The organism is Stenotrophomonas sp. 1L-E-5-B-C3 (assembly GCF_057292075.1).
Window position 1 is genome coordinate 77,078 of record NZ_JBXAWS010000009.1, and the last position, 21,735, is coordinate 98,812.

24 protein-coding genes and 2 tRNA genes are annotated in these 21,735 nt (G+C 66.1%); 9 read left to right on the top strand and 17 right to left on the bottom strand.

Annotated features, from left to right (window positions below; genetic code table 11):
• Positions 1–5 precede the first annotated feature (5 nt).
• The gene (locus AC0Z6F_RS13310) at positions 6–1,892 is read left to right on the top strand and encodes an EAL domain-containing protein (protein ID WP_006398832.1); all 1,887 of its coding nucleotides are present in this window, start codon (positions 6–8) and stop codon (positions 1,890–1,892) included.
• 1 nt (position 1,893) lies between these two features.
• On the top strand, positions 1,894–4,110 hold the full coding sequence (locus AC0Z6F_RS13315; protein WP_485618024.1) for an ATP-binding protein: 2,217 nt from the start codon (positions 1,894–1,896) through the stop codon (positions 4,108–4,110).
• A 58-nt stretch (positions 4,111–4,168) separates the two neighbouring features.
• On the opposite strand, the gene bfr is transcribed toward AC0Z6F_RS13315, so the two are convergent.
• The 3 genes from bfr to AC0Z6F_RS13330 form a co-directional block, all read right to left on the bottom strand.
• Entirely contained in the window at positions 4,169–4,639 is a 471-nt protein-coding gene (gene bfr / locus AC0Z6F_RS13320) for a bacterioferritin (RefSeq protein ID WP_005419804.1), read from the bottom strand.
• A gap of 144 nt (positions 4,640–4,783) precedes the next feature.
• Entirely contained in the window at positions 4,784–4,993 is a 210-nt protein-coding gene (locus AC0Z6F_RS13325; RefSeq protein ID WP_012512307.1) for a (2Fe-2S)-binding protein, read from the bottom strand.
• Between the two features lie 108 nt (positions 4,994–5,101).
• On the bottom strand, positions 5,102–5,722 hold the full coding sequence (locus AC0Z6F_RS13330) for an RNA pyrophosphohydrolase (protein WP_012512308.1): 621 nt from the start codon (positions 5,720–5,722) through the stop codon (positions 5,102–5,104).
• Between the two features lie 120 nt (positions 5,723–5,842).
• Between AC0Z6F_RS13330 and AC0Z6F_RS13335 the strand changes: the two genes are divergently transcribed.
• A tRNA-Met gene (locus AC0Z6F_RS13335) sits at positions 5,843–5,919 on the top strand.
• Between the two features lie 58 nt (positions 5,920–5,977).
• Positions 5,978–6,051: transfer RNA gene (locus AC0Z6F_RS13340), tRNA-Gln, on the top strand.
• A gap of 291 nt (positions 6,052–6,342) precedes the next feature.
• On the opposite strand, the gene rpsI is transcribed toward AC0Z6F_RS13340, so the two are convergent.
• Together rpsI and rplM are read right to left on the bottom strand one after the other, a co-directional pair.
• On the bottom strand, positions 6,343–6,735 hold the full coding sequence (rpsI, locus tag AC0Z6F_RS13345; RefSeq protein ID WP_005411311.1) for a 30S ribosomal protein S9: 393 nt from the start codon (positions 6,733–6,735) through the stop codon (positions 6,343–6,345).
• A 2-nt stretch (positions 6,736–6,737) separates the two neighbouring features.
• Positions 6,738–7,166, bottom strand: a complete 429-nt coding sequence (gene rplM, locus AC0Z6F_RS13350; protein WP_006398837.1) for a 50S ribosomal protein L13 — start codon at positions 7,164–7,166, stop codon at positions 6,738–6,740.
• A gap of 196 nt (positions 7,167–7,362) precedes the next feature.
• On the opposite strand from rplM, the gene coq7 reads away from it, so the two are divergent.
• Positions 7,363–8,007: a 2-polyprenyl-3-methyl-6-methoxy-1,4-benzoquinone monooxygenase gene (gene coq7 / locus AC0Z6F_RS13355; RefSeq protein WP_100435357.1), complete on the top strand. Its 645-nt coding sequence runs from the start codon at positions 7,363–7,365 to the stop codon at positions 8,005–8,007.
• Between the two features lie 84 nt (positions 8,008–8,091).
• Here the strand turns inward: coq7 and AC0Z6F_RS13360 are convergent, their stop codons facing one another.
• Positions 8,092–8,412: a DMT family transporter gene (locus tag AC0Z6F_RS13360; protein ID WP_005411314.1), complete on the bottom strand. Its 321-nt coding sequence runs from the start codon at positions 8,410–8,412 to the stop codon at positions 8,092–8,094.
• A 167-nt stretch (positions 8,413–8,579) separates the two neighbouring features.
• A complete protein-coding gene (gene speD, locus AC0Z6F_RS13365; RefSeq protein WP_006473908.1) occupies positions 8,580–9,374 on the bottom strand; it encodes an adenosylmethionine decarboxylase in 795 nt (264 codons plus the stop codon).
• Positions 9,375–9,523: 149 nt separating this feature from the next.
• Between speD and crp the strand changes: the two genes are divergently transcribed.
• On the top strand, positions 9,524–10,213 hold the full coding sequence (crp, locus tag AC0Z6F_RS13370; RefSeq protein ID WP_010482649.1) for a cAMP-activated global transcriptional regulator CRP: 690 nt from the start codon (positions 9,524–9,526) through the stop codon (positions 10,211–10,213).
• A gap of 139 nt (positions 10,214–10,352) precedes the next feature.
• Positions 10,353–11,114: a sulfite exporter TauE/SafE family protein gene (locus AC0Z6F_RS13375; RefSeq protein ID WP_153676110.1), complete on the top strand. Its 762-nt coding sequence runs from the start codon at positions 10,353–10,355 to the stop codon at positions 11,112–11,114.
• Positions 11,115–11,202: 88 nt separating this feature from the next.
• Here AC0Z6F_RS13375 and AC0Z6F_RS13380 read toward each other — a convergent pair whose 3' ends face one another.
• From AC0Z6F_RS13380 to AC0Z6F_RS13425, 10 genes are all read right to left on the bottom strand, one after another.
• Positions 11,203–11,919, bottom strand: coding sequence for a haloacid dehalogenase-like hydrolase (locus AC0Z6F_RS13380; protein WP_012512311.1), 717 nt, complete (start codon positions 11,917–11,919; stop codon positions 11,203–11,205).
• Positions 11,916–12,710 (bottom strand): indole-3-glycerol phosphate synthase TrpC, encoded by a 795-nt coding sequence (gene trpC / locus AC0Z6F_RS13385; protein WP_049401666.1) that lies wholly within the window; start codon positions 12,708–12,710, stop codon positions 11,916–11,918. Before trpC ends, AC0Z6F_RS13380 begins: the two co-directional genes overlap by 4 nt.
• A gap of 74 nt (positions 12,711–12,784) precedes the next feature.
• Entirely contained in the window at positions 12,785–13,816 is a 1,032-nt protein-coding gene (trpD, locus tag AC0Z6F_RS13390) for an anthranilate phosphoribosyltransferase (protein WP_012512313.1), read from the bottom strand.
• Positions 13,817–13,832: 16 nt separating this feature from the next.
• The gene (locus tag AC0Z6F_RS13395; RefSeq protein ID WP_012512314.1) at positions 13,833–14,420 is read right to left on the bottom strand and encodes an anthranilate synthase component II; all 588 of its coding nucleotides are present in this window, start codon (positions 14,418–14,420) and stop codon (positions 13,833–13,835) included.
• 2 nt (positions 14,421–14,422) lie between these two features.
• The gene (locus tag AC0Z6F_RS13400) at positions 14,423–15,202 is read right to left on the bottom strand and encodes an SIMPL domain-containing protein (RefSeq protein ID WP_006399004.1); all 780 of its coding nucleotides are present in this window, start codon (positions 15,200–15,202) and stop codon (positions 14,423–14,425) included.
• 67 nt (positions 15,203–15,269) lie between these two features.
• Positions 15,270–16,745 carry an anthranilate synthase component I gene (gene trpE, locus AC0Z6F_RS13405; protein ID WP_448123494.1) on the bottom strand — a complete coding sequence of 492 codons (1,476 nt, stop codon included), beginning with the start codon at positions 16,743–16,745 and terminating at the stop codon, positions 15,270–15,272.
• Between the two features lie 281 nt (positions 16,746–17,026).
• Entirely contained in the window at positions 17,027–17,980 is a 954-nt protein-coding gene (yegS, locus tag AC0Z6F_RS13410; protein ID WP_100435361.1) for a lipid kinase YegS, read from the bottom strand.
• 261 nt (positions 17,981–18,241) lie between these two features.
• Complete coding sequence (locus tag AC0Z6F_RS13415; RefSeq protein WP_012512318.1) at positions 18,242–18,724, bottom strand: GNAT family N-acetyltransferase; 483 nt, start codon at positions 18,722–18,724, stop codon at positions 18,242–18,244.
• Positions 18,725–18,782: 58 nt separating this feature from the next.
• Positions 18,783–19,457 (bottom strand): ribulose-phosphate 3-epimerase, encoded by a 675-nt coding sequence (gene rpe, locus AC0Z6F_RS13420; protein WP_006399038.1) that lies wholly within the window; start codon positions 19,455–19,457, stop codon positions 18,783–18,785.
• Between the two features lie 30 nt (positions 19,458–19,487).
• Positions 19,488–19,817, bottom strand: a complete 330-nt coding sequence (locus AC0Z6F_RS13425) for a J domain-containing protein (RefSeq protein WP_485618056.1) — start codon at positions 19,815–19,817, stop codon at positions 19,488–19,490.
• A 141-nt stretch (positions 19,818–19,958) separates the two neighbouring features.
• Here AC0Z6F_RS13425 and AC0Z6F_RS13430 point away from each other — a divergent pair, with 141 nt between their 5' ends.
• Positions 19,959–20,885, top strand: coding sequence for a phosphoribosylaminoimidazolesuccinocarboxamide synthase (locus AC0Z6F_RS13430; RefSeq protein WP_006399041.1), 927 nt, complete (start codon positions 19,959–19,961; stop codon positions 20,883–20,885).
• A 219-nt stretch (positions 20,886–21,104) separates the two neighbouring features.
• The gene (locus AC0Z6F_RS13435; RefSeq protein ID WP_100435362.1) at positions 21,105–21,590 is read left to right on the top strand and encodes an Mpo1 family 2-hydroxy fatty acid dioxygenase; all 486 of its coding nucleotides are present in this window, start codon (positions 21,105–21,107) and stop codon (positions 21,588–21,590) included.
• Positions 21,591–21,735: the final 145 nt, after the last annotated feature.

The following is a 21,735-nucleotide window of genomic DNA, read 5'->3' on the forward strand; positions in this document are numbered from 1 at the left end:
CACCGATGGCCGCAAACGAATCCCCCGCGGGCGCCCGCCCGGGACGCGCTGAAACCCCTCCGGCCGATCATTGGCAACGCTGGGCCGCTGACCCGGCAAGCGCGGTCGTAGTGGCACCGGCGGCAACGCCGTCGTTGGCCACAGTCGACACGCCGGCGACGATCGGCAGCGCACCGCCGCCGCTGCCCGGCCCGGGCGCACTGGCTGAAGCAGGCAACAACGACCAGGCACCGCCGCCCTCCGATTCGCCCTACCGCGTGCTGATCGTCGAGGATGACCGCGCCCAGGCCCTGTTCGCGCAGAGCGTGCTGCACGGTGCCGGGATGCAGGCGATCGTGCACAGCGATGCCGATGGCGCGCTGCAGGCCATCAAGGAACATCGCCCCGATCTGATCCTGATGGACCTGCACCTGCCCGGCCTGGACGGCATGCGCCTGACCGCGCTGATCCGCCAGCAGCCTGGCCTGCAGCTGCTGCCAATCGTGTTCCTCAGTGGCGATCCGGACCCGGAGCGCCAGTTCGAGGTGCTCGACAGTGGTGCCGATGACTACCTGAGCAAGCCGATCCGCCCCCGCCACCTGATCGCGGCGGTGGCCAACCGCATCCGCCGCGCACGTGCCCAGGCCGCGACCCTGCCCGGTGCTACCGGCGCACCGGCCACCAGCAATCCGGAAACCGGCCTGCCGACCCGCCACCACGTGCTGCAGCAGCTCAACACCGCGCTCGCCCACCGCGACCACGGGGGCGTGTTCTTCATTGAAGTGGCCAGCGCGCTGGGCCTGCGCGAGCGCTACGGCTATGCCGCGTTCGAGCGCCTGATGGTGCAGGCCGGGCAGCGCCTGGCTGAGGCCGGTCATCCGCACCTGCTGGCGCGCTTGAACGACAATAGTTTCCTGCTGCTGGCCCGCAGTGCTGACGAAGACAGCCTCGAAGGCATCGCCGCGACCCTGCGCGAGCAGTTGTCGGCGCGGGCCTTCGTGATCCGCGACGACGAATCGGTGCACCTGCGCGGCGTGGTCGGTTACGCGCCGATGTCGCCGGGCTTCGACGATGCCAACAGCGCGCTGGAAGCGGTCGAACGCACCACCCTGCAGGCGCGGCTGCTCAGCGCCGGCGTCGCCGGCCATGTGCATCGCCAGGCGATCACCGAACAGGAACACCTGGCCCTGCTGGAAGGCCAGCTGGAACTGGCGTACCAGCCGATCGTCGCCGTCGCCGGTGGCAACACCGCGCAGTACCAGCTGCTGCTGCGCCTGCGCCAGGCCGATGGCACGGTACTGGCGGCCGGCCAGGTGATTCCGGCTGCGGAAGCGGCAGGCCGCATCGCTGATCTCGACCAGCAGGTGATGGACCATGCGCTGGGCCTGCTCGATCTGTACCGGCATGCCACACAACCGTTGAACCTGTTCGTCTCGCAGTCACTGCGTACCCTGCAGCGCGATGCCTTCGCCGACTGGCTGCTGGAATCGCTGCAGCGGCGCGACCTGCCCGGTAGTGCGCTGGTGATCGACGTACGCCTGCCCGACGCGTTGATCCACACCGTGCCACTGCAGCAGTTCTGCCAGCGCATGGCCGGCGCCGGCGTGCGTTTCTGCCTGAGCCAGTTCGAACCCAGTGCCGACGCCGATGCGTTGCTGACCCAGCTGCCGCTGTCGTTCGTGCGCATGGCCGCGCGCTTCTCCAGCAGCCATGCCAACCCGGCCACCCGCGAAGAACTGCGCAGGGCGATCGAGCAGGCGCATGCCGCCGGCCTGCAGATCATCGGGCAGCAGATCGAAGACCCGCAGGCCGCCGCCGCGATGTGGGTCGGTGGCGTCGACTACATCCAGGGCAACATGGTGCAGTCGGCCGGCAGTGACCTGAACTTCGACTTCCACAACGCGGTGCTCTGACGTGCCGCTGTGGGGCGCGCTGCTGGTTGCCCTTGCTGCGGCCGCCATCGTGCTGCTGATGGGCCTGCGCCTGCGCACGCGCAACCGTGCGCTGGCCAGCCTGCAGCGCGAGCGCAGCGTACTGGCCAGCGAGCGCGACCAGCTGCGCCGCACCACCGAACGCCAGGGCCAGCTGGAACAGCAGCTGCTGCAGGCCAAGCAGGCCGCCGAAGCGGCGGTGCTGGCCAAGGGCGAGTTCCTGGCCACGATGAGCCATGAGATCCGCACCCCGCTCAACGGCATCCTGCCGATGCTGGAGCTGATCGCACGTGGACCGCTGGGCGAGGACCAGCGACAAATGCTGGCCACCGCCTCGGCCAGTTCGCAGCAGCTGCTGCGCATCGTCGACGACATCCTCGATTACTCACGCCTGGAAGCGCAGGCGCTGGAACTGGAGATCACCAGCTTCAACCTGCGCGAGCTGCTCGATGGCGTGGTGCAGCTGATGCAGCGCGCCGCCGATTCGAAGGGCCTGGTACTGGGCCTGCAGCTGGACCCGTCGGTACGGCTGCCAGTGCGTGGTGACCCGGTGCGCCTGCGCCAGGTGCTGAGCAACCTGCTTGCGAACGCGATCAAGTTCACCGCGCGTGGCCAGGTGCAGCTGCGCGTGCAGCGGCTGGGCGAAGGTGCCGCGCAACACCAGCTGCGCTTCGAGATCACCGATACCGGCATCGGTATCGACCAGGCACTGCAGGCGCGACTGTTCCAGTCCTTCAGCCAGGCCGATGCCTCGACTACCCGCATCTATGGTGGCACCGGCCTGGGCCTCGCCATCTGCAAGCGCATCATCGACCTGATGCAGGGCCGCATCGGCGTGCAGTCCACGCCGGGCCAGGGCGCCACGTTCTGGTTCGAGATTCCGCTGCTGAAGGTACCCGGCGATCTGCCCGCGATGGCGCGCACACCCGCAGCGCTGCTGTTGTTCAGTGCCGATGCCACGCTGCAGGCACGCGTCGAGCGCGTCGCGGCCCACCATGGCCTGCAGGTTCAGCCGCTGCCGCAACTGGATGCACTGGTCGAACGCCTGCGCGCGGTGCCGCGCCCTGGCCGGCAGGCACCTGCCTGGCTGCTGGTTGATGCACGTGCGCGCCGCAACGGCGAGGTGACGCTGCAGCGGGCATTGGCCGAACGTGGCGAGGACGACGCACTGCGGGTGCTGTGGCTGCAGGACGAGGCGCTTCCGCCGCACCCGCGCCAGCACCAGCTGCCCGCCCATTTCGACGATGCCGCCCTGCATGCGCTGCTGGCCGTTCCGGTGGCGCATGCGCGCCCGGCTGCGCTGCTGGCCAACGCGGAAGACGGGCAACCGGCTGCGGCGTTGCCGCCGCTGCACCTGCGCGTGCTGCTGGTGGAAGACAACACGGTCAACCGCATGGTGGCCGAACAGCTGCTGCGGGTATTCCAGTGCGAGGTGCGCAACGCCAGCGATGGCGAACAGGCACTGCTCGCGCTGCGCGAGGGCGGCGTGGACGTGGTGCTGATGGACTGCCAGATGCCGGTGCTGGATGGCTACGCCGCCACCCGCCAGTGGCGCGCCGAGGAAATGGAAGCCGGTCGCCCGCGGTTGCCGATCATCGCGATGACCGCCAATGCCATGGCCGGTGACCGCGAACGCTGCCTGCAGGCCGGTATGGATGACTACCTGTCCAAGCCGATCGCGCGCGCCACGTTGCATGCGCTGTTGCAGCGCTGGGGGGGCGGTAGAGCTGCATCACCTGCACGGCCTTCTGTAGAGCCGAGCCATGCTCGGCTGACGGCCAATAGCAGTCGCGCTCCATCAGCCGAGCATGGCTCGGCTCTACAAGACGATGACAGCCGAGTCGGCTCCAAGCCACAGCCGGTGCTTGACCGCGGTGTTCTGGACGAACTGCACGCGGTGATCGGCGATGCCGCGCTCCAGATCGTCGCGGTGTTCCTGGAAGATGCACCCGCAATGGTGCAGCAGCTGCAGCAGGCCGCGCAGAACGGCGACGAGCCGCGCCTGCAGGCGCTCGCGCACACCCTGAAATCTTCCAGTGCGAATGTGGGCGTGTTGTCGCTGTCGGCGGTCGCGCAGCGCATCGAGCAGGAAGCCCGTGCCGGCAGCCTGCAGCGCCCCGCCGTGGCGGTGGCGCTGCTGGTTGCGGAATTCGCCCGCGCGCGCGTGGCGCTGACGGGCTACCTGGCACAGCATCGGTAGCGTCGAGCTTGCTCGACCATCGCGATGCTGATCACCGTCGAGCAAGCTCGACGCTACGTCACTCTTCGAGCTTGCTCAGCAGGTACTTCGGCTCACCGATACGCTCGATCAGGTCGAGCTGGGTTTCCAGCCAGTCAATGTGCTCTTCCTCCGAATCGAGGATCTTCACGAACAGCTGGCGGCTGACGTAGTCGCCGACTGAATCGGAATAGGCCACGGCCTCGCGCAGGGTGACCACGCCGTCGCGTTCCAGCGACAGGTCACACTGCAGGATCTCGGTCGGGTTCTCGCCGATGCGAAGCTTGCCCAGCGCCTGGAAGTTCGGCAGGCCTTCGAGGAACAGGATGCGGTCGGCGAGCATGTCGGCATGCTTCATCTCGTCGATCGATTCCTTGTACTCGTGTTCGGCCAGTTCCTTGATGCCCCAGTTCTTCAGCATCTTGGCGTGCAGGAAGTACTGGTTGATCGCGGTCAGCTCGTTGTAGAGGACCTTGTTGAGGAATTCGATGACCTTGGTGTCGCCCTTCATGGGGGTGCTCCTGCGCGCTGAAAACGCAGGCACTTTAGCGCCTTGCGCGCGCCGGTGAAGGAACGCGAATCGTGCGCATTGGCCTGTGCGGCACGCAGTGAAGGAAACGAATGCGCGGCGTCAATGCGCCGCGAAAGAAGTCGCTCAGGCGACCTGTGCCAGGCCGAGCACCGGCAACGGCAGGTCGTGGGTGGCGTGCGCCTTGGCCAGCAGCTCGCCGGCCATGTCCAGGCAGGAACCGCAGGTGGCGCCACAGCCGGTACGCATGGTCAGCTCGGCCACCGACGTGACGCCATGGCTGGCGGCTTCGCGGATCTGGTGGTCGGTGACTCCGTTGCAGATGCAGACGTACACAGGCGTGAACCGGGCTGACAGGCCAGAGGCGGCCTGTTGGCTATTCCAATGGAAACGAGAATGGTTGTCAATCAGAGACCTGAACCATTCTCGATACCGTTCAGCAGTTTACGTCGGCGGGACGTCGCCCTGCGCCTTCTTCGGCCAGTAGCCGCGGCTGCGCGGACGCTTTCGCGGGCGATCGTGGCCAGCCGTGTGGCCAGGCATCCAGGCCTCGGCAGCGCTCTTGGGCATGGCCGTGACGCCCTGCCCGGCCACCCCCTGGGCCAGCGGAGCCAGATGTCGCAAAGCACGTGCGTAGACGCCGCGCTTGAACATCACCACGTGCTCCACCGGGTACCAGAAATCCACCCATCGCCAGTGGTCGAACTCCGGCGAGTCGGTGTGGTCCAGGCACACATGGGATTCGTCACCGGTCAGGCGCAGCAGGAACCAGACCTGCTTCTGGCCGATGCAGACCTGCCGCTCGTTGCGGCGGATGGCCCGCGCCGGCAGCTTGTAGCGCAGCCAGCCGGGCGTTGCCCCGAGCACTTCCACGTGCTCAGGCAGCAGGCCGGTCTCTTCCTGCAGTTCACGATACATGGCCTCGACAGGCGTCTCGTCGGTATTCATGCCACCCTGCGGGAACTGCCAACCGTCCCGGCGCACGCGTCGTGCCCAGAACACCTGGCCGTCCTGCCGCATCAGCACAATGCCGACGTTCGGTCGATAGCCGTCCGGATCGATCACGATGCGGACTCCTAAAAAATCTACTGGTTGGGACTATCCCATGCCGTCTGTCGGCCTACAAGCACGACACAAAAGTGTTGACAGGGTCGATACACATCAGCAGAATAGCGGGCTCACCAAGGCTATGTAGCTCAGCCGGTTAGAGCACAGCACTCATAATGCTGGGGTCGGTGGTTCGAGTCCACCCATAGCCACCACACTGAAATTCAAGTTGTTTTTCAGTGTGAAGAGTGAGAAAATAGTTACACGTTACATTGCCCCTTAGCCAAGCGGTAAGGCACCTGACTCTGACTCAGGCATCGGTGGTTCGAATCCATCAGGGGCAGCCAAATTAAAAGCAAAAGGCCAGATCGAAAGATCTGGCCTTTTGCTTTTAATTTGGTCGCGCATTCCACCTTATCCCCGCACCTGTCGGCGCGCCCCCTTGAACAACAAGGGGGCTCCTCTCCAGAGATAGATTCGGGGTCGGATCCTTTTCCAAAGGAAAGGGCTCTGACCCCACCCCATCTGGCCGGCAACCTCGAAATGCATACCCCCAGAACGACAAAAGCCCGGCCGAAGCCGGGCTTTTGCTTTTCCAACCAGCGGGCCCCCGAAGGAGCCCAACCAGGCACGGTAGATCAGCGCTTGGAGAACTGGGTGGCGCGACGGGCCTTATGCAGACCGACCTTCTTACGCTCGACTTCACGGGCGTCACGGGTCATGAAGCCAGCCTTGCGCAGCTCGGACTTCAGGGTTTCGTCGTACTCGACCAGCGCACGGGCGATGCCCAGACGGATCGCACCGGCCTGGCCGGTGGTGCCGCCGCCAGCGGCGGTGACCAGGATGTCGAAGCTTTCGGTGTTCTTGGTCAGCTCGAGCGGCTGGCGCACGATCATGCGCGCGGTCTCACGACCGAAGAACTCGTCCAGCGGACGGCCATTGACGGTGATGTTGCCCGAACCCTTGCGCAGGAACACGCGAGCGGTGGAGGACTTGCGGCGGCCAGTGCCGTAGTTTTGAGTGATAGCCATGATTAGATATCCAGAACCTGCGGCTGCTGTGCGGCGTGCGGATGCTCAGTGCCGGCGTAGACCTTGAGCTTGCGGTACATCTGGCGACCCAGCGGGCCCTTCGGCAGCATGCCCTTGACGGCGGTCTCGATCACGCGCTCCGGGTGACGCTCCAGCGCCTGAGCCAGGGACTCGGTCTTCAGGTTGCCGATGTAGCCGGTGAAACGGTGATACATCTTGTCCTGCAGCTTCTTGCCGGTGACGACAATCTTTTCTGCATTGATGACGACCAGGTAGTCGCCGGTATCAACGTGCGGGGTGTAGACCGGCTTGTGCTTGCCACGCAGACGGCGGGCCAGCTCGGTGCAGAGACGGCCCAGGGTCTTGCCCTCGGCGTCGACGAGGTACCAGTCGCGCTGGACGGTCTCGTTCTTGGCAGTGAAAGTGCTCATGAAGAACTCTAGTTAGGTCGGGCTCATTGCGGCGAAGGACTCACCGGAACTCTGCCACGCGTTGTGAAAGATGAAGCGTAAGAGGCGGGATTGTACGCAGGTCAAGCCCCCGGTGCAAGCTGCCCCCAGCCGCGGGTTGGCAGGGGGCCGGGGCCGGGCGAGAATCGCGGGGTCTTTCGCCCCATCGCGTACCGCCATGACCGTGCTCCGCCAGACCACCCCGCTGGACCATCTGCTGACCGAGGCGCAACGAGCCCTGGACACGGTCTTCGGCAATCCGCCGGCGGCCCGCCCCTACCCGGCCGCGGATACCGACGAGCCGGGCATGGACAGCGCCGAGCGCCGCCACGCGGCCGGCCTGATGCGGATCAACCACGTGGGCGAAGTCTGCGCACAGGGCCTGTACTTCGGCCAGGCCGCCGTGGCCCGCGACCCGGCCACGCGCGAACACCTGCTGGAAGCGGCACAGGAAGAAACCGACCACCTGGCGTGGTGCGCCACCCGGCTGGGCGAGCTGGACAGCCGCCCAAGCCTGTTCAACCCGCTGTGGTATGCCGGCAGCTACACCATCGGCACCCTGGCCGGGCTGCGCGGCGACGGCTGGAACCTGGGCTTCGTGGTCGAGACCGAGCACCAGGTGGAGGCCCATCTGGACGAACACCTGGTCGACCTGCCCCCAGGCGACCTGCGCAGCCGCGCGGTCATCAAGGTGATGAAGGACGACGAGGCTCGCCACGCGGAGCACGCCGAGCAGGCCGGCGCACGCCGCCTGCCGTTCCCGATTCCGGGCGCGATGGCGCTGGCCTCCAAAGTGATGAAGACCATCGCTTACCGCATTTGACCGGGGCGCCCCCACCAACGGTGGGGGCCTACCCAAGGGCACGATGGGCCCCGACGGTGGGGCCCGACCGTTGGTCGGGCCGCCTTAGTTCGGCGAGACCAGCTTCAGGCCGATCACACCCGCCACGATCAGGCCCACGCAGGCCAGGCGTGCCGGCGACGCGCTATCGTTGAACAGGTAGATGCCCAGCACCGCCACGCCCATGGCGCCGATGCCGGTCCAGATCGCATAGGCCGTGCCGACCGGGATGCTCTTCATCGCCTGGCTCATCAGGTACAGGCTGATCAGCGCGGACACCACCGTGGCGGCGGTGGGCAGGGGTTTGCTGAAGCCTTCGGAGTACTTCATTCCGAGGGCGAAACCGATCTCGAACAGGCCGGCCAGCAGCAGGTAGATCCAGGGCATGGGTGGGGGCTCCTTACCTTTTTTGAAAAAACGAAACGGCCCGGTGTTTTCACACCGGGCCGTGGGTCGGTACATCACCGTGGAACTATACAGTGCGCAAAGCGCAGGTTCCACGGGGCGGGTCGTCCCGCCTGGGCAGCGATGCCTGCCGGCATCGCGCATGGGGCTTACTCGGACAGGTTCCGGCCGTGGAACAGCTCTTCGATCTCGCGCTTGAGCAGCGCTTCGATCTTCATGCGTTCCTTGAACGACAGGTTCTTGGCCTTCTCCTCGAACAGGTACTGGTCCAGGTCGAAGTCCTTCAGGTGCATCTTCGTGTGGAAGATGTTTTCCTGGTAGACGTTGACGTCGAACATCTCGTAACGCGACTTGATGTTCTTGGCCAGGAAGTTCTGGATCGAGTTGATCTTGTGGTCGATGTAGTGCTTCTTGCCCTTCACATCGCGGGTGAAGCCACGCACGCGGTAGTCCATGATCACGATGTCCGATTCCAGACTCTCGATCAGGTAGTTCAGCGCCTTCAGCGGCGAAATGACGCCACAGGTAGCCACATCGATGTCGGCGCGGAAGGTCGCGATACCTTCCTGCGGGTGCGTTTCCGGATAGGTGTGCACGGTGATGTGCGACTTGTCCATGTGCGCGACCACGGCATCGGAGATCAGCTCCTTGCCGGCCTGCTTCTTGTCGATCACCGGTTCTTCGGAGATCAGGATCGTCACCGAGGCACCCTGCGGATCGTAATCCTGGCGAGCCACGTTGAGGATGTTGGCGCCGATGATCTCAGCGACATCGGTCAAGATTTGAGTCAGCCTGTCGGCGTTGTACTCTTCATCGATGTATTCAATGTAACGCTGACGCTCCTCTTCGGTGCGCGCGTAACACACGTCATAGATGTTGAAGCTCAGCGCCTTGGTGAGGTTGTTGAAACCCTGCAGCCTCAGGCGAGGCAACGGCTTGACCACGGCGGTCGATTCCTGTGTAAGAAGGGAAAGGGTGAATTATGGGGCAAACTGTCCCCGGGGGGAACGTGAAGACCGCTCACATCTGGCACACTGTTTGCCCTTAACAATTGCGCTGGTTAAGCTCCGCTATCGACCCCGTGAATCCGTTCATGCGCAGAGGGAGCGCTCCTATCGTGTCAACCGTGCGCCTAGCTAGCAGTCCACTGGCCCTGGATATCGCCACAATCGATCGTTTCCTGGCGCACAGCCACAGGCGGCGATACCCCACCCGTACCGACGTCTTCCGACCCGGTGACCCGGCGGGAACCCTGTATTACGTCATCAGCGGCTCGGTTTCGATCATGGCCGAGGAAGATGACGATCGCGAGCTGGTGCTGGGCTACTTCGGTGCCGGCGAGTTCGTCGGCGAGATGGGCCTGTTCGTTGAATCGGACCGCCGCGAGGTGATCCTGCGGACCCGTACCGCCTGCGAGCTGGCCGAAATCAGCTACGAACGCCTGCACCAGCTGTTCCTCGGCCCGCTGTCGGCCGATGCCCCGCGCCTGCTGTACGCGCTGGGCCAGCAGATCTCCAAGCGCCTGCTCGACACCAGCCGCAAGGCCAGTCGCCTGGCGTTCCTGGACGTCACTGACCGGATCGTGCGCACCCTGCACGACCTGGCACAGGAGCCGGAGGCGATGAGCCACCCGCAGGGCAGCCAGCTGCGCGTCTCGCGGCAGGAACTGGCCCGTCTGGTGGGTTGCTCGCGCGAAATGGCTGGCCGCGTGCTGAAGAAGCTGCAGACCGACGGCCTGCTGCATGCACGTGGCAAGACCGTGGTGCTGTACGGCACCCGTTGATCGTTGAGCATTCGCCGGGCATGGCCCGGCGCTACCCAGGATCACCGGCGACGGTAGCGCCGGGCCATGCCCGGCGGATCGCGGGACATGCGACCTACCATCGCATGCCCCGCACACCCGCTTCCGCTAGGCTCGGTGCATGGAACTGAGCAGCGAATTCTGGTGGTTCATCCTCATCGGCCTCGGCGCACAGCTGGTGGACGGCGCTTTGGGCATGGCATTCGGCCTGGTGTCCTCGTCGGTGATGCTGAGCATGGGCCTGCCACCGGCACAGGTCAGCGCCAGCATCCACACCGCGGAAGTGTTCACCACCGGCGCCTCAGGTGTGTCGCACCTGGCAGCCGGCAATGTCGATAAGCGCCTGTTCCTGCGCCTGGCCCTGCCCGGCGCAGTCGGCGGTGCCGTGGGCGCCTACGTGCTCACCCAGATCCCTGGCGACTTCATCCGGCCACTGATCTATCTGTACCTGCTGGTGCTGGCCATCATCATCCTGGCCCGCGCGGCCGGGCGCTGGATGCCCAAGGGCGAGATCCGCCGGGTGCCGGTGCTGGGCTTCTTCGCCGGCCTGCTCGATGCCAGCGGCGGCGGCGGCTGGGGGCCGGTGGCCACCTCCACCCTGCTCGCCCGTGGCGGCCAGGCGCGTACCACCATCGGTACGGTCAACGCGGCCGAGTTCATCGTCACCCTGACCATCTCGGCCACCTTCCTGCTGTCGATGGGCGTGCAGCACCTGCAGATCGTCGCCGGCCTGCTGATCGGCGGCATGATGGCCGCGCCGGTGGCGGCGATCCTGGTCAAGCGGGTGAAGGAGCGCTGGGTGCTGGTGGCCGTCGGCGTGCTGGTGCTGGCCATCAGCCTGTTCCAGATCGGACATGCGCTGACCGGGTATCTGGCGCGCTGATCGTTTGCCGGCCAGCGGCCGGCACTACCAGGACGGAAAAGGGGTAGTGCCGGCCGCTGGCCGGCAAATCCATTACCGTGCGGCGGGATCAGGCCTTGTCGCCGCCGCGGTCGACGCAACCCCAGTTGAGGATGCGGGTACCGGCCGGCAGCACGCGGCGGAAGAACTCCACGCGGCCCGGCTTCGGGTTGACCACCACTGGCGCCTTGGCGGCCAGCAGCAGCGGCAGGTCGGCGGTGCTGTCGGAGTAGGCGATGTCGATATCGCCGTAGCCGCGCTCGCGCAGCATGCGCATCTTTTCTTCGTTGTGGCAGTGGCGGGTCGGGCCAACACCGCCCAGCCGCGGGCCGACCTCGGTACCGATCACCGGCACGTCCTGATGGGCCACGAAGGCCAGGATCGCGCGTGCAAGTTCCGGTGGCGCGCCGGTGGCGACCACCACGCGGTCCCCCTTGGCACGGTGCGCGGCGAACACCTCCAGCGCCTGCGGCAGCAGCTTGGCGCGCATCTGCGCCTCATTGCGCAGCACATAGGCGTCGATGACCTTGTTGAAATCGCGCGCACGGTGCAGGCCGAAACTGCCGATCCACACATAGACCGAAATGCCGGTACGGCGGGTTGGCAGCATCGCCACCAGCGGCCCGGCGATCGGGGTGACCAGCAGCGCCGCCAGCATCCGCAGCGGGTTGCGCTTGATCAGCGAAGCGAACAGATGCGTGCCCGAATCGCCGTCGTACAGGGTGTGGTCGAAGTCGAAGACCACCAGCGGCGCATCCTCGCGCGGCGTTGGATAGTGCGTTTTCATGCCGCGAAGAATAGCTGACGCAGGCCCTCGCCCGGCTCTTCCACGCGCATGAAGGCCTCGCCCACCAGGAACGAGTGGATGCCGGCGTCGCGCATCAGCGCCACGTCCTGCGGGCCGAGGATGCCGCTCTCGGTGACCAGCAGGCGATCGCGCGGCACCGCCTTCTGCATGTCCAGCGTGGTCTGCAGCGACACCTCGAAGGTGCGCAGGTTGCGGTTGTTGATGCCGATCATCGGTGCCGGCACCTGCAGCGCACGCTCCAGCTCGTCGATGTCGTGCACTTCCACCAGTACGTCCATGCCCAGCGACATCGCCAGTTCGGACAGCGTGGCCAACTGCGTGTCGTCCAGCGCAGCGACGATCAGCAGGATGCAGTCGGCGCCCAGCACACGCGCCTCGTACACCTGGTACGCGTCGATCACGAAGTCCTTGCGCAGCACCGGCAGCGTGCAGGCCTCGCGGGCCTGCTGCAGGTAGGCGTCGGCGCCCTGGAAGAAGTCCACATCGGTCAGCACCGACAGGCAGCTGGCGCCGCCGAACTCATAGCTGACGGCGATGTCGGCCGGGCGGAAATCCGGGCGGATCACGCCCTTGGACGGGCTGGCCTTCTTCACCTCGGCGATCACCGCCGGGTCGCCGTTGGCCACCGCCGCCTGCAGCGCGCGCACGAAGCCACGTACTGGCGGGGCGCTGGCCACGGCGGCCTGCAGGTCCTCGAGGGGACGCTGGGCACGGCGCTGGGCCACTTCTTCGGCCTTGCGGGCCAGGATCGTCTGCAGGATGTCGCTCATCGTCGTCGGTTCAATGCGGGGGCGGTGAGGACGGCCATTATCGGCCATCGAGGGGGTCAGGCTGAACCGCGCGCTCAGGCTACCAGCGTGCGGGTGGTGTCAACGTACTGCTGCAGGCGTTGACGGGCGCTGCCGTTGGCGATGGCGGCACGGGCGCGGGCCAGGCCGTCGCCGATGTCGCTGGCCACGCCGGCCACGTACAGCGCGGCGCCTGCGTTCAGGGCCACGATGTCCAGCGCCGGGCCGGGGGTGTTGTCCAGCACCGCACGCAGCATGGCAATGGACTGCTCCGGGCCGTCCACGCGCAGGTTGCGGCTGGCCGACATGGCGATGCCGAAGTCCTCCGGGTGGATCTCGTACTCGCGCACCTTGCCGTCGCGCAGTTCGCCAACCAGAGTGCCGGCGCCCAGCGAGATCTCGTCCATGTTGTCGCGGCCCCAGACCACCATGGCGCGCTCGGTGCCCAGCTCGCGCAGCACCCGCGCCTGGATACCCACTAAATCGGGGTGGAACACGCCCATCAGCACCGACGGTGCGCTGGCCGGGTTGGTCAGCGGGCCAAGGATGTTGAAGATGGTGCGTACGCCCATCTCGCGGCGGACCGGCGCAACGACCTTCATCGACGGATGGTGGATCGGCGCGAACATGAAGCCGATGCCGGTCTGTTCGATGGCCGCGGCCACCTGTGCCGGCTGCAACTCGATGGCCGCACCCAGCGCTTCGACTGCATCGGCGCTGCCGGACTTGGACGACACGCTGCGGTTGCCATGCTTGGCCACGCGCGCGCCGGCGGCAGCCGCGACGAACATCGCGCAGGTAGAGATGTTGAACGTGTGCGAGCCATCACCACCGGTGCCGACGATGTCGACCAGGTGGGTGCTGTCAGCCACCGGCACCGCCAGCGCGAACTCGCGCATTACGGTGGCCGCCGCGGCGATCTCATCGATGGTTTCCTTCTTCACGCGCAGGCCGGTGAGGATGGCAGCGGTCATCATCGGCGACACGTCGCCGCGCATGATCTGCCGCATCAGGTCGACCATTTCGTCGAAGAAGATTTCGCGGTGTTCGATGGTGCGTTGCAGGGCTTCCTGGGGGGAGAAGCTCATGGGAATGCTCCTAGGATCAGGCCGCCGGACGCTGCAGGAAATTACGCAGCAGGGCGTGGCCGTGTTCGGTGAGGATGGATTCGGGGTGGAACTGCACGCCTTCCACCGGGAACTGGCGGTGGCGCAGGCCCATGATCTCTTCGATCGAGCCGTCGTCGTTCTCGGTCCAGGCGGTCACTTCCAGCGCGTCGGGCAGGCTGTGCTTGTCCACCACCAGCGAGTGGTAGCGGGTAGCCTGGTAGCGGTCCGGCAGGCCGGCGAACACGCCCTTGCCTTCATGGCGGATGGGCGAGGTCTTGCCATGCATGATGTTGCCGGCGCGGATCACCGTGCCGCCGTAGACCTGGCCGATGCCCTGGTGGCCCAGGCAGACGCCGAGGATCGGCGTGGTCGGCCCCAGGCGCTCGATCAGCGCCAGCGACACGCCCGCTTCGTTGGGCGTGCACGGGCCGGGCGAGATGACGATGCGTTCGGGCTTCTGCGCGGCGATCTCGTCCACGCTCATCGCATCGTTGCGCACCACCTTCACCTCGGCACCCAGCGTCTGCAGGTACTGCACGAGGTTGTAGGTGAAGCTGTCGTAGTTGTCGATCATCCACAACATGGTCAGGTTCCGTCGCTTATCAGGAAAATGGCGTATACGTTTTCGGTGTAGGTGATGGGGCCGGCTTCGATGGATTCGCGTTCAGCGGGCGCCGGTGCCGAGGCCGGTGCGTAGCTGCCGGTCACCGAGATCCTGTCGAGATACTCACCATCCTCGCCCAGCTGCGGCCATTGGCCGGCCTGGATGCCATAGGCAAAGTTCGGCGCCACATCGGAGATGCTGTACAGGCCGCGCACTTTTGTTCCATAGGCCTTGGCCAGCCCCTGCGCGGACTCGCGGGTCTTGGCCGCGGCCTCGCCCTTGAGTTCGCGTCGCAGCGCCACTTCGCCCGAGTAGGTCGGGGCAACACTGCTGACCTGCACGTTCTCATTGGCCTTCAGCGCACCCAGCACGTCCTGCATCTGCTTCACGCTGGCGAAGCTGGCGCGCAACTGGCGCGACACCTGGGTACCCATGAAGACCTGCCGGCTCTGCTCATAGCGGGTTGCCGGGCCGATCCGCAGGTTGTCCGCACGTACGCTGCCTTCCACCGCCTTGTACTGCTTGAACAGCGCCAGCACGCGGGCAACGTTGTCCTGCACGCGGCGGCGCGCCGCATCCGCATCCATGTCGGTCTCTTCGATGTTCAACTGCAGGCCGAACCGGTCCGGCATCACCACGCGACGCGCCTCGCCCTTCACCAGCAGGTGCGGCTGCGAGGGAATGGTATTGGCCTGCGCCCACGCAGACGGGGCCATCGTGGCCAGCAGTGACGACCACAGCAATGCGCTCAGCAGCTTCATGCGGTACTCCTTGTCTTGAATGGGAACAGCGGAAGGTGCCGCGGCGTCGGCCACGGCACGGCAGAACTCACAGACCCTTGGCGGCCTGGGCGACGGCGCGGAACAGCGCGCGGCCCTTGTTCATCGTCTCGTCCCATTCCTTGCCCGGGTCCGAGTCGTAAACGATGCCGGCACCGGCCTGCACATACAGGCGGCCATCCTTGATCACCGCGGTGCGGATCGCGATCGCGGTATCGGCATCGCCGTGCCAGCCGATGTAGCCGATGCTGCCGGCGTAGACATTGCGCTTGATCGGTTCCAGCTCGCGGATCACTTCCAGCGCGCGGATCTTCGGCGCACCGCTGACCGTACCGGCCGGGAAGGTGGCGCGCAGCACGTCGGCGTAGCTCAGGCCCGGCTGCAGCTGCCCGGTCACTTCGCTGACGATGTGCATGACGTGGCTGTAGCGTTCGATCACGAACTGCTCGCCCACTTCCACGGTGCCGGCCTTCGAAACACGACCGGCGTCGTTGCGGCCAAGGTCGATCAGCATCAGGTGCTCGGCGCGCTCCTTCGGATCGGCCAGCAGCTCGGCTTCCAGCGCCTGATCCAGTTCGGGCGTGGCACCGCGCGGGCGGGTGCCGGCGATCGGGCGCACGGTCACTTCACCATCCTGCAAACGCACCAGGATTTCCGGCGAGGAACCGACCACCTGCAGGTCGCCGACATCCAGGAAGTACATGTACGGCGAGGGGTTCAACGCACGCAGCGCGCGGTACACATCCACCGGGCGCGCCTTGAACGGCACGCTCAGGCGCTGGCTGAGCACCACCTGGAAGATGTCGCCGGCACGGATGTATTCCTTGCTGCGCTGGACCGCATCGACGAAGCCTTCGCGGGTGAAGCCGGAGACGAAATCGGACTCGTCCAGCACGTCGCTGTTGAGCGGTGCGGGATAGCCGGCACCCGGTGCGCGCAGCTTGGCGGTCAATGCATCCAGGCGTGCCAGCGCCTGCTCGAACGCACCCTCGACACGCGGGTCGGCATGCACGATCAGGTACAGCCGGCCTTTGAGGTTGTCGAACACCGCCAGCTCGTTGGAGTCCAGCAGCAGGATGTCCGGCGTGCCCAGCTCGTCGCGGCCGGCCGGCGGGGCCAGGCGCGGTTCGATGTAGCCAATGCACTCGAAACCGAACCAGCCGACCAGGCCACCGGTGAAGCCCGGCAGGCCTTCCAGCTTCGGTACCGAGTGGGCGCTGCGCAGCGCCTCGACTTCGGCGAAGGGATCGGCCACTTCGCGGGTGTCGACCACCTGGCCATCCTCGCGCACGGTCAGGGTGTGGCCGTGGAAGGCGTACACGCGACGTGCCGGCAGGCCGATGATCGAGTAACGACCAAAGCGCTCGCCGCCTTCGACGGATTCAAACAGGTAGGTATTGGGGCCGTCGGCGAGCTTCAGATAGACCGAAAGCGGCGTGTCCAGGTCGGACAGCACTTCGCGGACAACGGGAATATGGGTGTGGCCTTCAGCGGCCTGCTGCAGAAACTGAGCGTGCGAGTTCAAGACGACTTTCCTTCCGGGACACAGCGTTATGGGGACGGACGACGGCAACAGGCCACCATCGCCACCAACGGCGTGCGGAAGAAAGGGTATGCGGGGTCGTCAGGCTGGACACCCTTTGACTGTATCGCAGCTTGGGCGGGAGGGGAACCCTGTGAAACTGAACCACGGTCCCCCTGGGGCCGGCCACGGGGACCGATGACGGGGACCGGCAGGGTCGACTGCTCTTCGTTCCGACGGCGTAAAACCCCGCGCTACGCGCGCATGTCGACTGACAGTCGACTCTACCCCTGCCGGCCCTGCAACCCCTGCCCACCCAGCAACGGACAGTCGGCCGGCAGATGCATCCTCACCCTGCCCGGCACGCACTCGATGCGGAAGTGGCGGGCCTGTACCGGCTCGCCGTCCAGGTTGAGCGTCAATGGGCGCTCGGATTCCACCTGCAGCCACGGCAGGCGCGCGCGCGTCGCCAGCTGTTCCAGCGCGGCCTGGGTGCCGGACTTCAGCATCTGGCCAAGCGTGGCGGTGACCTCACCTTCCAGCTCCGGAAGCACGGTTACATCCAGCAGCCCATCGTCGATCAGTGCCTGCGGGCACAACTGTTGGCCACCGCCGGCCTGGCGCCCATTGCCGATGCCGAGCGCAATGAAGTCGCCTTGCCAGGCGAAATCCGGGCCCGACAGCCGCGCGTTGATCGGCTCGATCCGCCCCAGCTTTGCAATGCCGGTAATCACGTAGGCCAGCCCGCCCAGCATCTTCTTCAAGCCGGCATCGGTCTCCACCGTCACCTGCGTGCCGAAGCCCCCGCTGGCAAGATTGGCACACCACCAGGGCGTGCCATCGGCGTCCACGCGCAGCAGATCGATGGCATGCGGCGTGGCCTGCCCGATCAAGGCCAAGGCCGCCTTCGGCTCGGTCGGGATGCCGGCCGCAGTCGCGAAGTCGTTGGCGGTCCCCATCGGGATCAGCGCCAGCGAGGGCAACGCATCTGCCGGTTCCTCGCGATGCGCCAGCGTTTCTGCAACCGCGCTGAGTGTGCCATCGCCGCCGGCAGCAACAATCACGTCCACGCCATGGTCGATGGCCTCGGCCACGTAGCGCTCGGCGTCGCCGTCCTCCCAGGTCACCCGCACGTCCAGCTGCACGCCCTGCCCGCGCCAATGGCCGACGGCGTCGCGCAGCTCCTCGTTGCCTGCGGATTTTCCGTTGAGGATCAGGCGCCAGCGCGGGGTGGTCATGCGGTGCTTCCAGGACGGGGGTGGCACAGGCTAGCAATGCGCCGTTTGTCCGCAGTGAATGTCACGCAGGTGTCATTCAGCTACTGGAGAATGGAAGGCCATAGCAGGGACGACGGATGGAGGCAGGATCAGCCTCCCACGCATGCAGCAAGGCCACGCCAGTGTTTGGCGTGGCTTTTTTTTTGGGTGCGTAGGGAGTGCGAACCAAGGTTCGCACCCACCCGATTGGTAGATCCACGCCATGCGTGGATGCACTTCGCCTCAACCGTTGGCGAAATCGTGCAGCGCCTGGCCCTGCAGCCGGTACACGGTCCACTCGTCCTGCGGTTTCGCGCCGACGGCGGTGTAGAACTCGATGGCCGGGGTGTTCCAGTCCAGCACCGACCATTCAAAACGGCCGCAGCCTTCGGCCACGGCCTGGCGCGCGATGTATTTCAGCAGCGCCTTGCCCGCGCCTGAGCCCCGCTTCTGCGGGCTGACGTACAGGTCTTCCAGGTAGATGCCCTTGCGGCCGAGCCAGGTGGAATAGTTGTAGAAATACACCGCATAACCGATCGCTTCACCGTCGGCTTCGCAGATCAGCGCGCTCGCCGTGGCGTCGGCGCCGAACAGGCTTTCGGCGATGCCGATCTCATCGGTCTGCACCGAATGCTCGGCTTTCTCGTAGATGGCCAGTTCGCGGATGAACTGCAGGATCAGGCCGGCATCGGCAACGGTGGCCGAGCGAATGTTCAGGAGTGCCATGGGCAGAAAAAGAGGACGGAGGGGTCAAGCGAGCTTAATCCCCTCCGTCCCTTTTTTGTCAGCGCGCCGCGGCGACGTTGGCGCGCATCTGCGCGATCACGTCCTGGTAGCTGGTCTTGGCGTTGAAGATGGCCGAACCGGCGACGAAGGTGTCGGCACCGGCCGCAGCGATCTCGCCGATGTTGTCGGCCTTCACGCCACCGTCGATCTCCAGGCGGATGTCGCGGCCGCTGGCATCGATCTTCTTGCGCACCACACGCAGCTTGTCCAATGCCGAAGGAATGAAGGCCTGGCCACCGAAGCCCGGGTTGACCGACATCAGCAGCACCAGGTCCAGGTCATCCAGCACCCAGTCGAGGATGTCCACCGGGGTGGCCGGGTTCAGCACGATGCCCGGCTTGCAACCCAGCGAGCGGATCAGCTGGATGGTGCGGTGCACGTGGCGGCTCGCTTCCGGGTGGAAGCTGATGTAGGTGGCACCGGCCTCGGCGAAGTCCGGGATGATGCGGTCCACCGGTTCGACCATCAGGTGCACGTCGATCGGCGCGGTCACGCCGTGCTTGCGCAGGGCCTGGCAGACCATCGGGCCGATGGTCAGGTTCGGCACGTAGTGGTTGTCCATCACGTCGAAGTGGACCCAGTCCGCGCCGGCGGCGAGGACGTTGTCGACTTCCTCGCCGAGGCGGGCGAAGTTGGCGGACAGGATGGAGGGGGCGATGAGGCAGTTGGACATGGCCGGGCCTTGCAACGGTAGGAAAGGGGGTCAGCGCTTGCGCAGGGTCTTGATGCGGTCGTAGGCGGCGTTGATCCGCCGCGACTTCTGCTCGGCCTGCTGCCGCAGCTCGGGGGCCGCGCCACCGAGCTTGTCAGGGTGGTACTGGGAAATCAGCTTGCGGTAGGCGCGCTCGACCTCGGCATCGGTGGCCTCGGAAGTCAGCCCCAGCTCCCGGTACGGGTTCTCCTTGTTCAGGCGGAACCAGTCCGAATCGAAGGCATGGCCGATCAGCAGGCCGATGACCGCACCGAACAGCGGATTGGGCCGGAACAGCAGCGCGCCGGCGATGAATCCGAGCAGTTTTCCGTACCAGCGCATGGCGCCCCAGGGTCGACCGGCGAAATGGACGCTCATTTTACGTCACAGCGGGCCCGGACCGCTTTACACTAGGCCGCCCGCTGGTCAGCGGGCCCGCCGGGTCCGTTGGGCAGCCGTATCGACGAAGCCCCAGGAGTGCCCGTGCCAACCACGCTGTTGCAATCCGATCTCCCCGGCCTGCCCTTGCGCCACCGCGGCAAGGTGCGTGACGTGTTCGATATCCCGCGCGAGCGGCTGCCAGCCGGGACCCCACCAGGCGACTACCTGCTGATGGTGGCCACCGATCGCCTGTCGGCCTTCGATGTGGTCCTGCCCGACCCGATCCCGGGCAAGGGCGAGATGCTCTGCCAGGTCTCCAACTTCTGGTTCGCCAAGACCGCGCACCTGATGCCCAACCACCTGACCGGCATCGATGTGGCCAGCGTGCTGCCCGAGGGCGTGGACCCGGCCCTGTACGCCAAGCGCGCGGTGGTCACCCGCAAGCTGAAGCCGGTGCCGGTGGAAGCGATCGCCCGCGGCTACCTGATCGGCAGCGGCTGGAAGGACTACCAGCGCACCGGCAAGGTCAGCGGGATCGACCTGCCCGATGGCCTGCGCCAGGCCGAGCAGCTGCCCGAGCCGATCTTCACCCCCTCGACCAAGGCCGCCGTCGGCGACCATGACGAGAACATCGATTTCGATGCGATGGTGAAGCAGGTCGGTGCCGAGATGGCCGAGCGCGTGCGTGATGCCACCCTGCGCATCTACAAGTTCGCCGCGGACTACGCCCGCGAGCGCGGCATCATCCTGGCCGACACCAAGTTCGAGTTCGGTACCGACGCCGATGGCCGCCTGTACATCATGGACGAGATGCTGACGCCGGATTCCTCGCGTTACTGGCCGGCCGACGAGTACGAAGTGGGCACCAGCCCGCCGAGCTACGACAAGCAGTTCGTGCGCGATTACCTGGAGACGCTGGACTGGGGCAAGACCGCCCCGGGCCCGACCATCCCGGCCGAGATCATCGAGCGCACCCGCGCCAAGTACGGCGAGGCGCTGCAGCGCCTGGCCGGGATCAGCGTCGACTGATCCCCTGCGCCCCCGGCCGGCCCGGCTGGGGGCGTTCTGAATGCGGTACTGCCGGCCGCTGGCCGGCAACCTCGCGAACCTGCAGCCAGGCATGGCCTGGCTCTACTGCCGGTTGCCTGGGGTAGTGCCGGCCGCTGGCCGGCAACCTCGCGAACTCGGCTATGCTCTGGATTGCCGGCCAGCGGCCGGCACTACCGTTGTCCGAGGAAGCAACGCAGCATGCAGACCACCACCGAGCTTGCGCGGCCGATCGACCGCTATTTCGCCAGCTATTCCGACGACCACCGCAATGTCATCAACCAGCGCATCCACGTGGTGGCGGTGCCGGCGATCCTGTGGTCGGTGGTGGCCCTGCTGTGGTGCCTGCCGCCGCTGATCACCTGGTTCCAGTACGGCATCTGGTCGGCGTTCGCGATGTTCAGCGCCTGGTGCTTCTACAACAAGCTGTCGCGCCCGCTGGGCATCGGCATGCTCATCCAGTTCTTCGTGTTCGGCTGCCTGTGCAGGCTGCTAGAGGCCGAGATCGGCCTGCATAACCTGTTCTGGCTGGCGGTGGGCGTGTTCGTTGTGGCCTGGATCGCGCAGTTCATCGGTCACAAGTTCGAGGGCCGCAAGCCCAGCTTCCTGACCGACCTGACCTACCTGCTGATCGGCCCGGCCTGGGTGATGGCCAAGTTCTACCGCAAGCTCGACTGGCGCTACTGACCTGCCCGTGGCCGACGGTACCCCTCGTTTCCTGAACGGGCAGATTCCGTCACCCGCACTCCACGACGGCCCTGCCAGCCTGCGCCGGTGACCCGCCCCCCACCTCCCGCCCGTCGACGGCAGCCCCTGTGCGACAGGGCCTGCG

Excerpts from the sequence above, each read along its gene's own strand:
- AC0Z6F_RS13310 (WP_006398832.1), top strand. The coding sequence starts at position 6 with ATGGCCGCAAACGAATCCCCCGCGGGCGCCCGCCCGGGACGCGCTGAA.
- bfr (WP_005419804.1), bottom strand. The coding sequence starts at position 4,639 with ATGAAGGGCGACACCAAGGTCATCGAATTCCTCAACAAGGTCCTCTAC.
- rpsI (WP_005411311.1), bottom strand. The coding sequence starts at position 6,735 with ATGGCTATCACTCAAAACTACGGCACTGGCCGCCGCAAGTCCTCCACC.
- rplM (WP_006398837.1), bottom strand. The coding sequence starts at position 7,166 with ATGAGCACTTTCACTGCCAAGAACGAGACCGTCCAGCGCGACTGGTAC.
- coq7 (WP_100435357.1), top strand. The coding sequence starts at position 7,363 with ATGACCGTGCTCCGCCAGACCACCCCGCTGGACCATCTGCTGACCGAG.
- AC0Z6F_RS13360 (WP_005411314.1), bottom strand. The coding sequence starts at position 8,412 with ATGCCCTGGATCTACCTGCTGCTGGCCGGCCTGTTCGAGATCGGTTTC.
- crp (WP_010482649.1), top strand. The coding sequence starts at position 9,524 with ATGCGCAGAGGGAGCGCTCCTATCGTGTCAACCGTGCGCCTAGCTAGC.
- AC0Z6F_RS13375 (WP_153676110.1), top strand. The coding sequence starts at position 10,353 with ATGGAACTGAGCAGCGAATTCTGGTGGTTCATCCTCATCGGCCTCGGC.
- AC0Z6F_RS13380 (WP_012512311.1), bottom strand. The coding sequence starts at position 11,919 with ATGAAAACGCACTATCCAACGCCGCGCGAGGATGCGCCGCTGGTGGTC.
- trpC (WP_049401666.1), bottom strand. The coding sequence starts at position 12,710 with ATGAGCGACATCCTGCAGACGATCCTGGCCCGCAAGGCCGAAGAAGTG.
- trpD (WP_012512313.1), bottom strand. The coding sequence starts at position 13,816 with ATGAGCTTCTCCCCCCAGGAAGCCCTGCAACGCACCATCGAACACCGC.
- AC0Z6F_RS13395 (WP_012512314.1), bottom strand. The coding sequence starts at position 14,420 with ATGTTGTGGATGATCGACAACTACGACAGCTTCACCTACAACCTCGTG.
- AC0Z6F_RS13400 (WP_006399004.1), bottom strand. The coding sequence starts at position 15,202 with ATGAAGCTGCTGAGCGCATTGCTGTGGTCGTCACTGCTGGCCACGATG.
- yegS (WP_100435361.1), bottom strand. The coding sequence starts at position 17,980 with ATGACCACCCCGCGCTGGCGCCTGATCCTCAACGGAAAATCCGCAGGC.
- AC0Z6F_RS13415 (WP_012512318.1), bottom strand. The coding sequence starts at position 18,724 with ATGGCACTCCTGAACATTCGCTCGGCCACCGTTGCCGATGCCGGCCTG.
- rpe (WP_006399038.1), bottom strand. The coding sequence starts at position 19,457 with ATGTCCAACTGCCTCATCGCCCCCTCCATCCTGTCCGCCAACTTCGCC.
- AC0Z6F_RS13425 (WP_485618056.1), bottom strand. The coding sequence starts at position 19,817 with ATGCGCTGGTACGGAAAACTGCTCGGATTCATCGCCGGCGCGCTGCTG.
- AC0Z6F_RS13435 (WP_100435362.1), top strand. The coding sequence starts at position 21,105 with ATGCAGACCACCACCGAGCTTGCGCGGCCGATCGACCGCTATTTCGCC.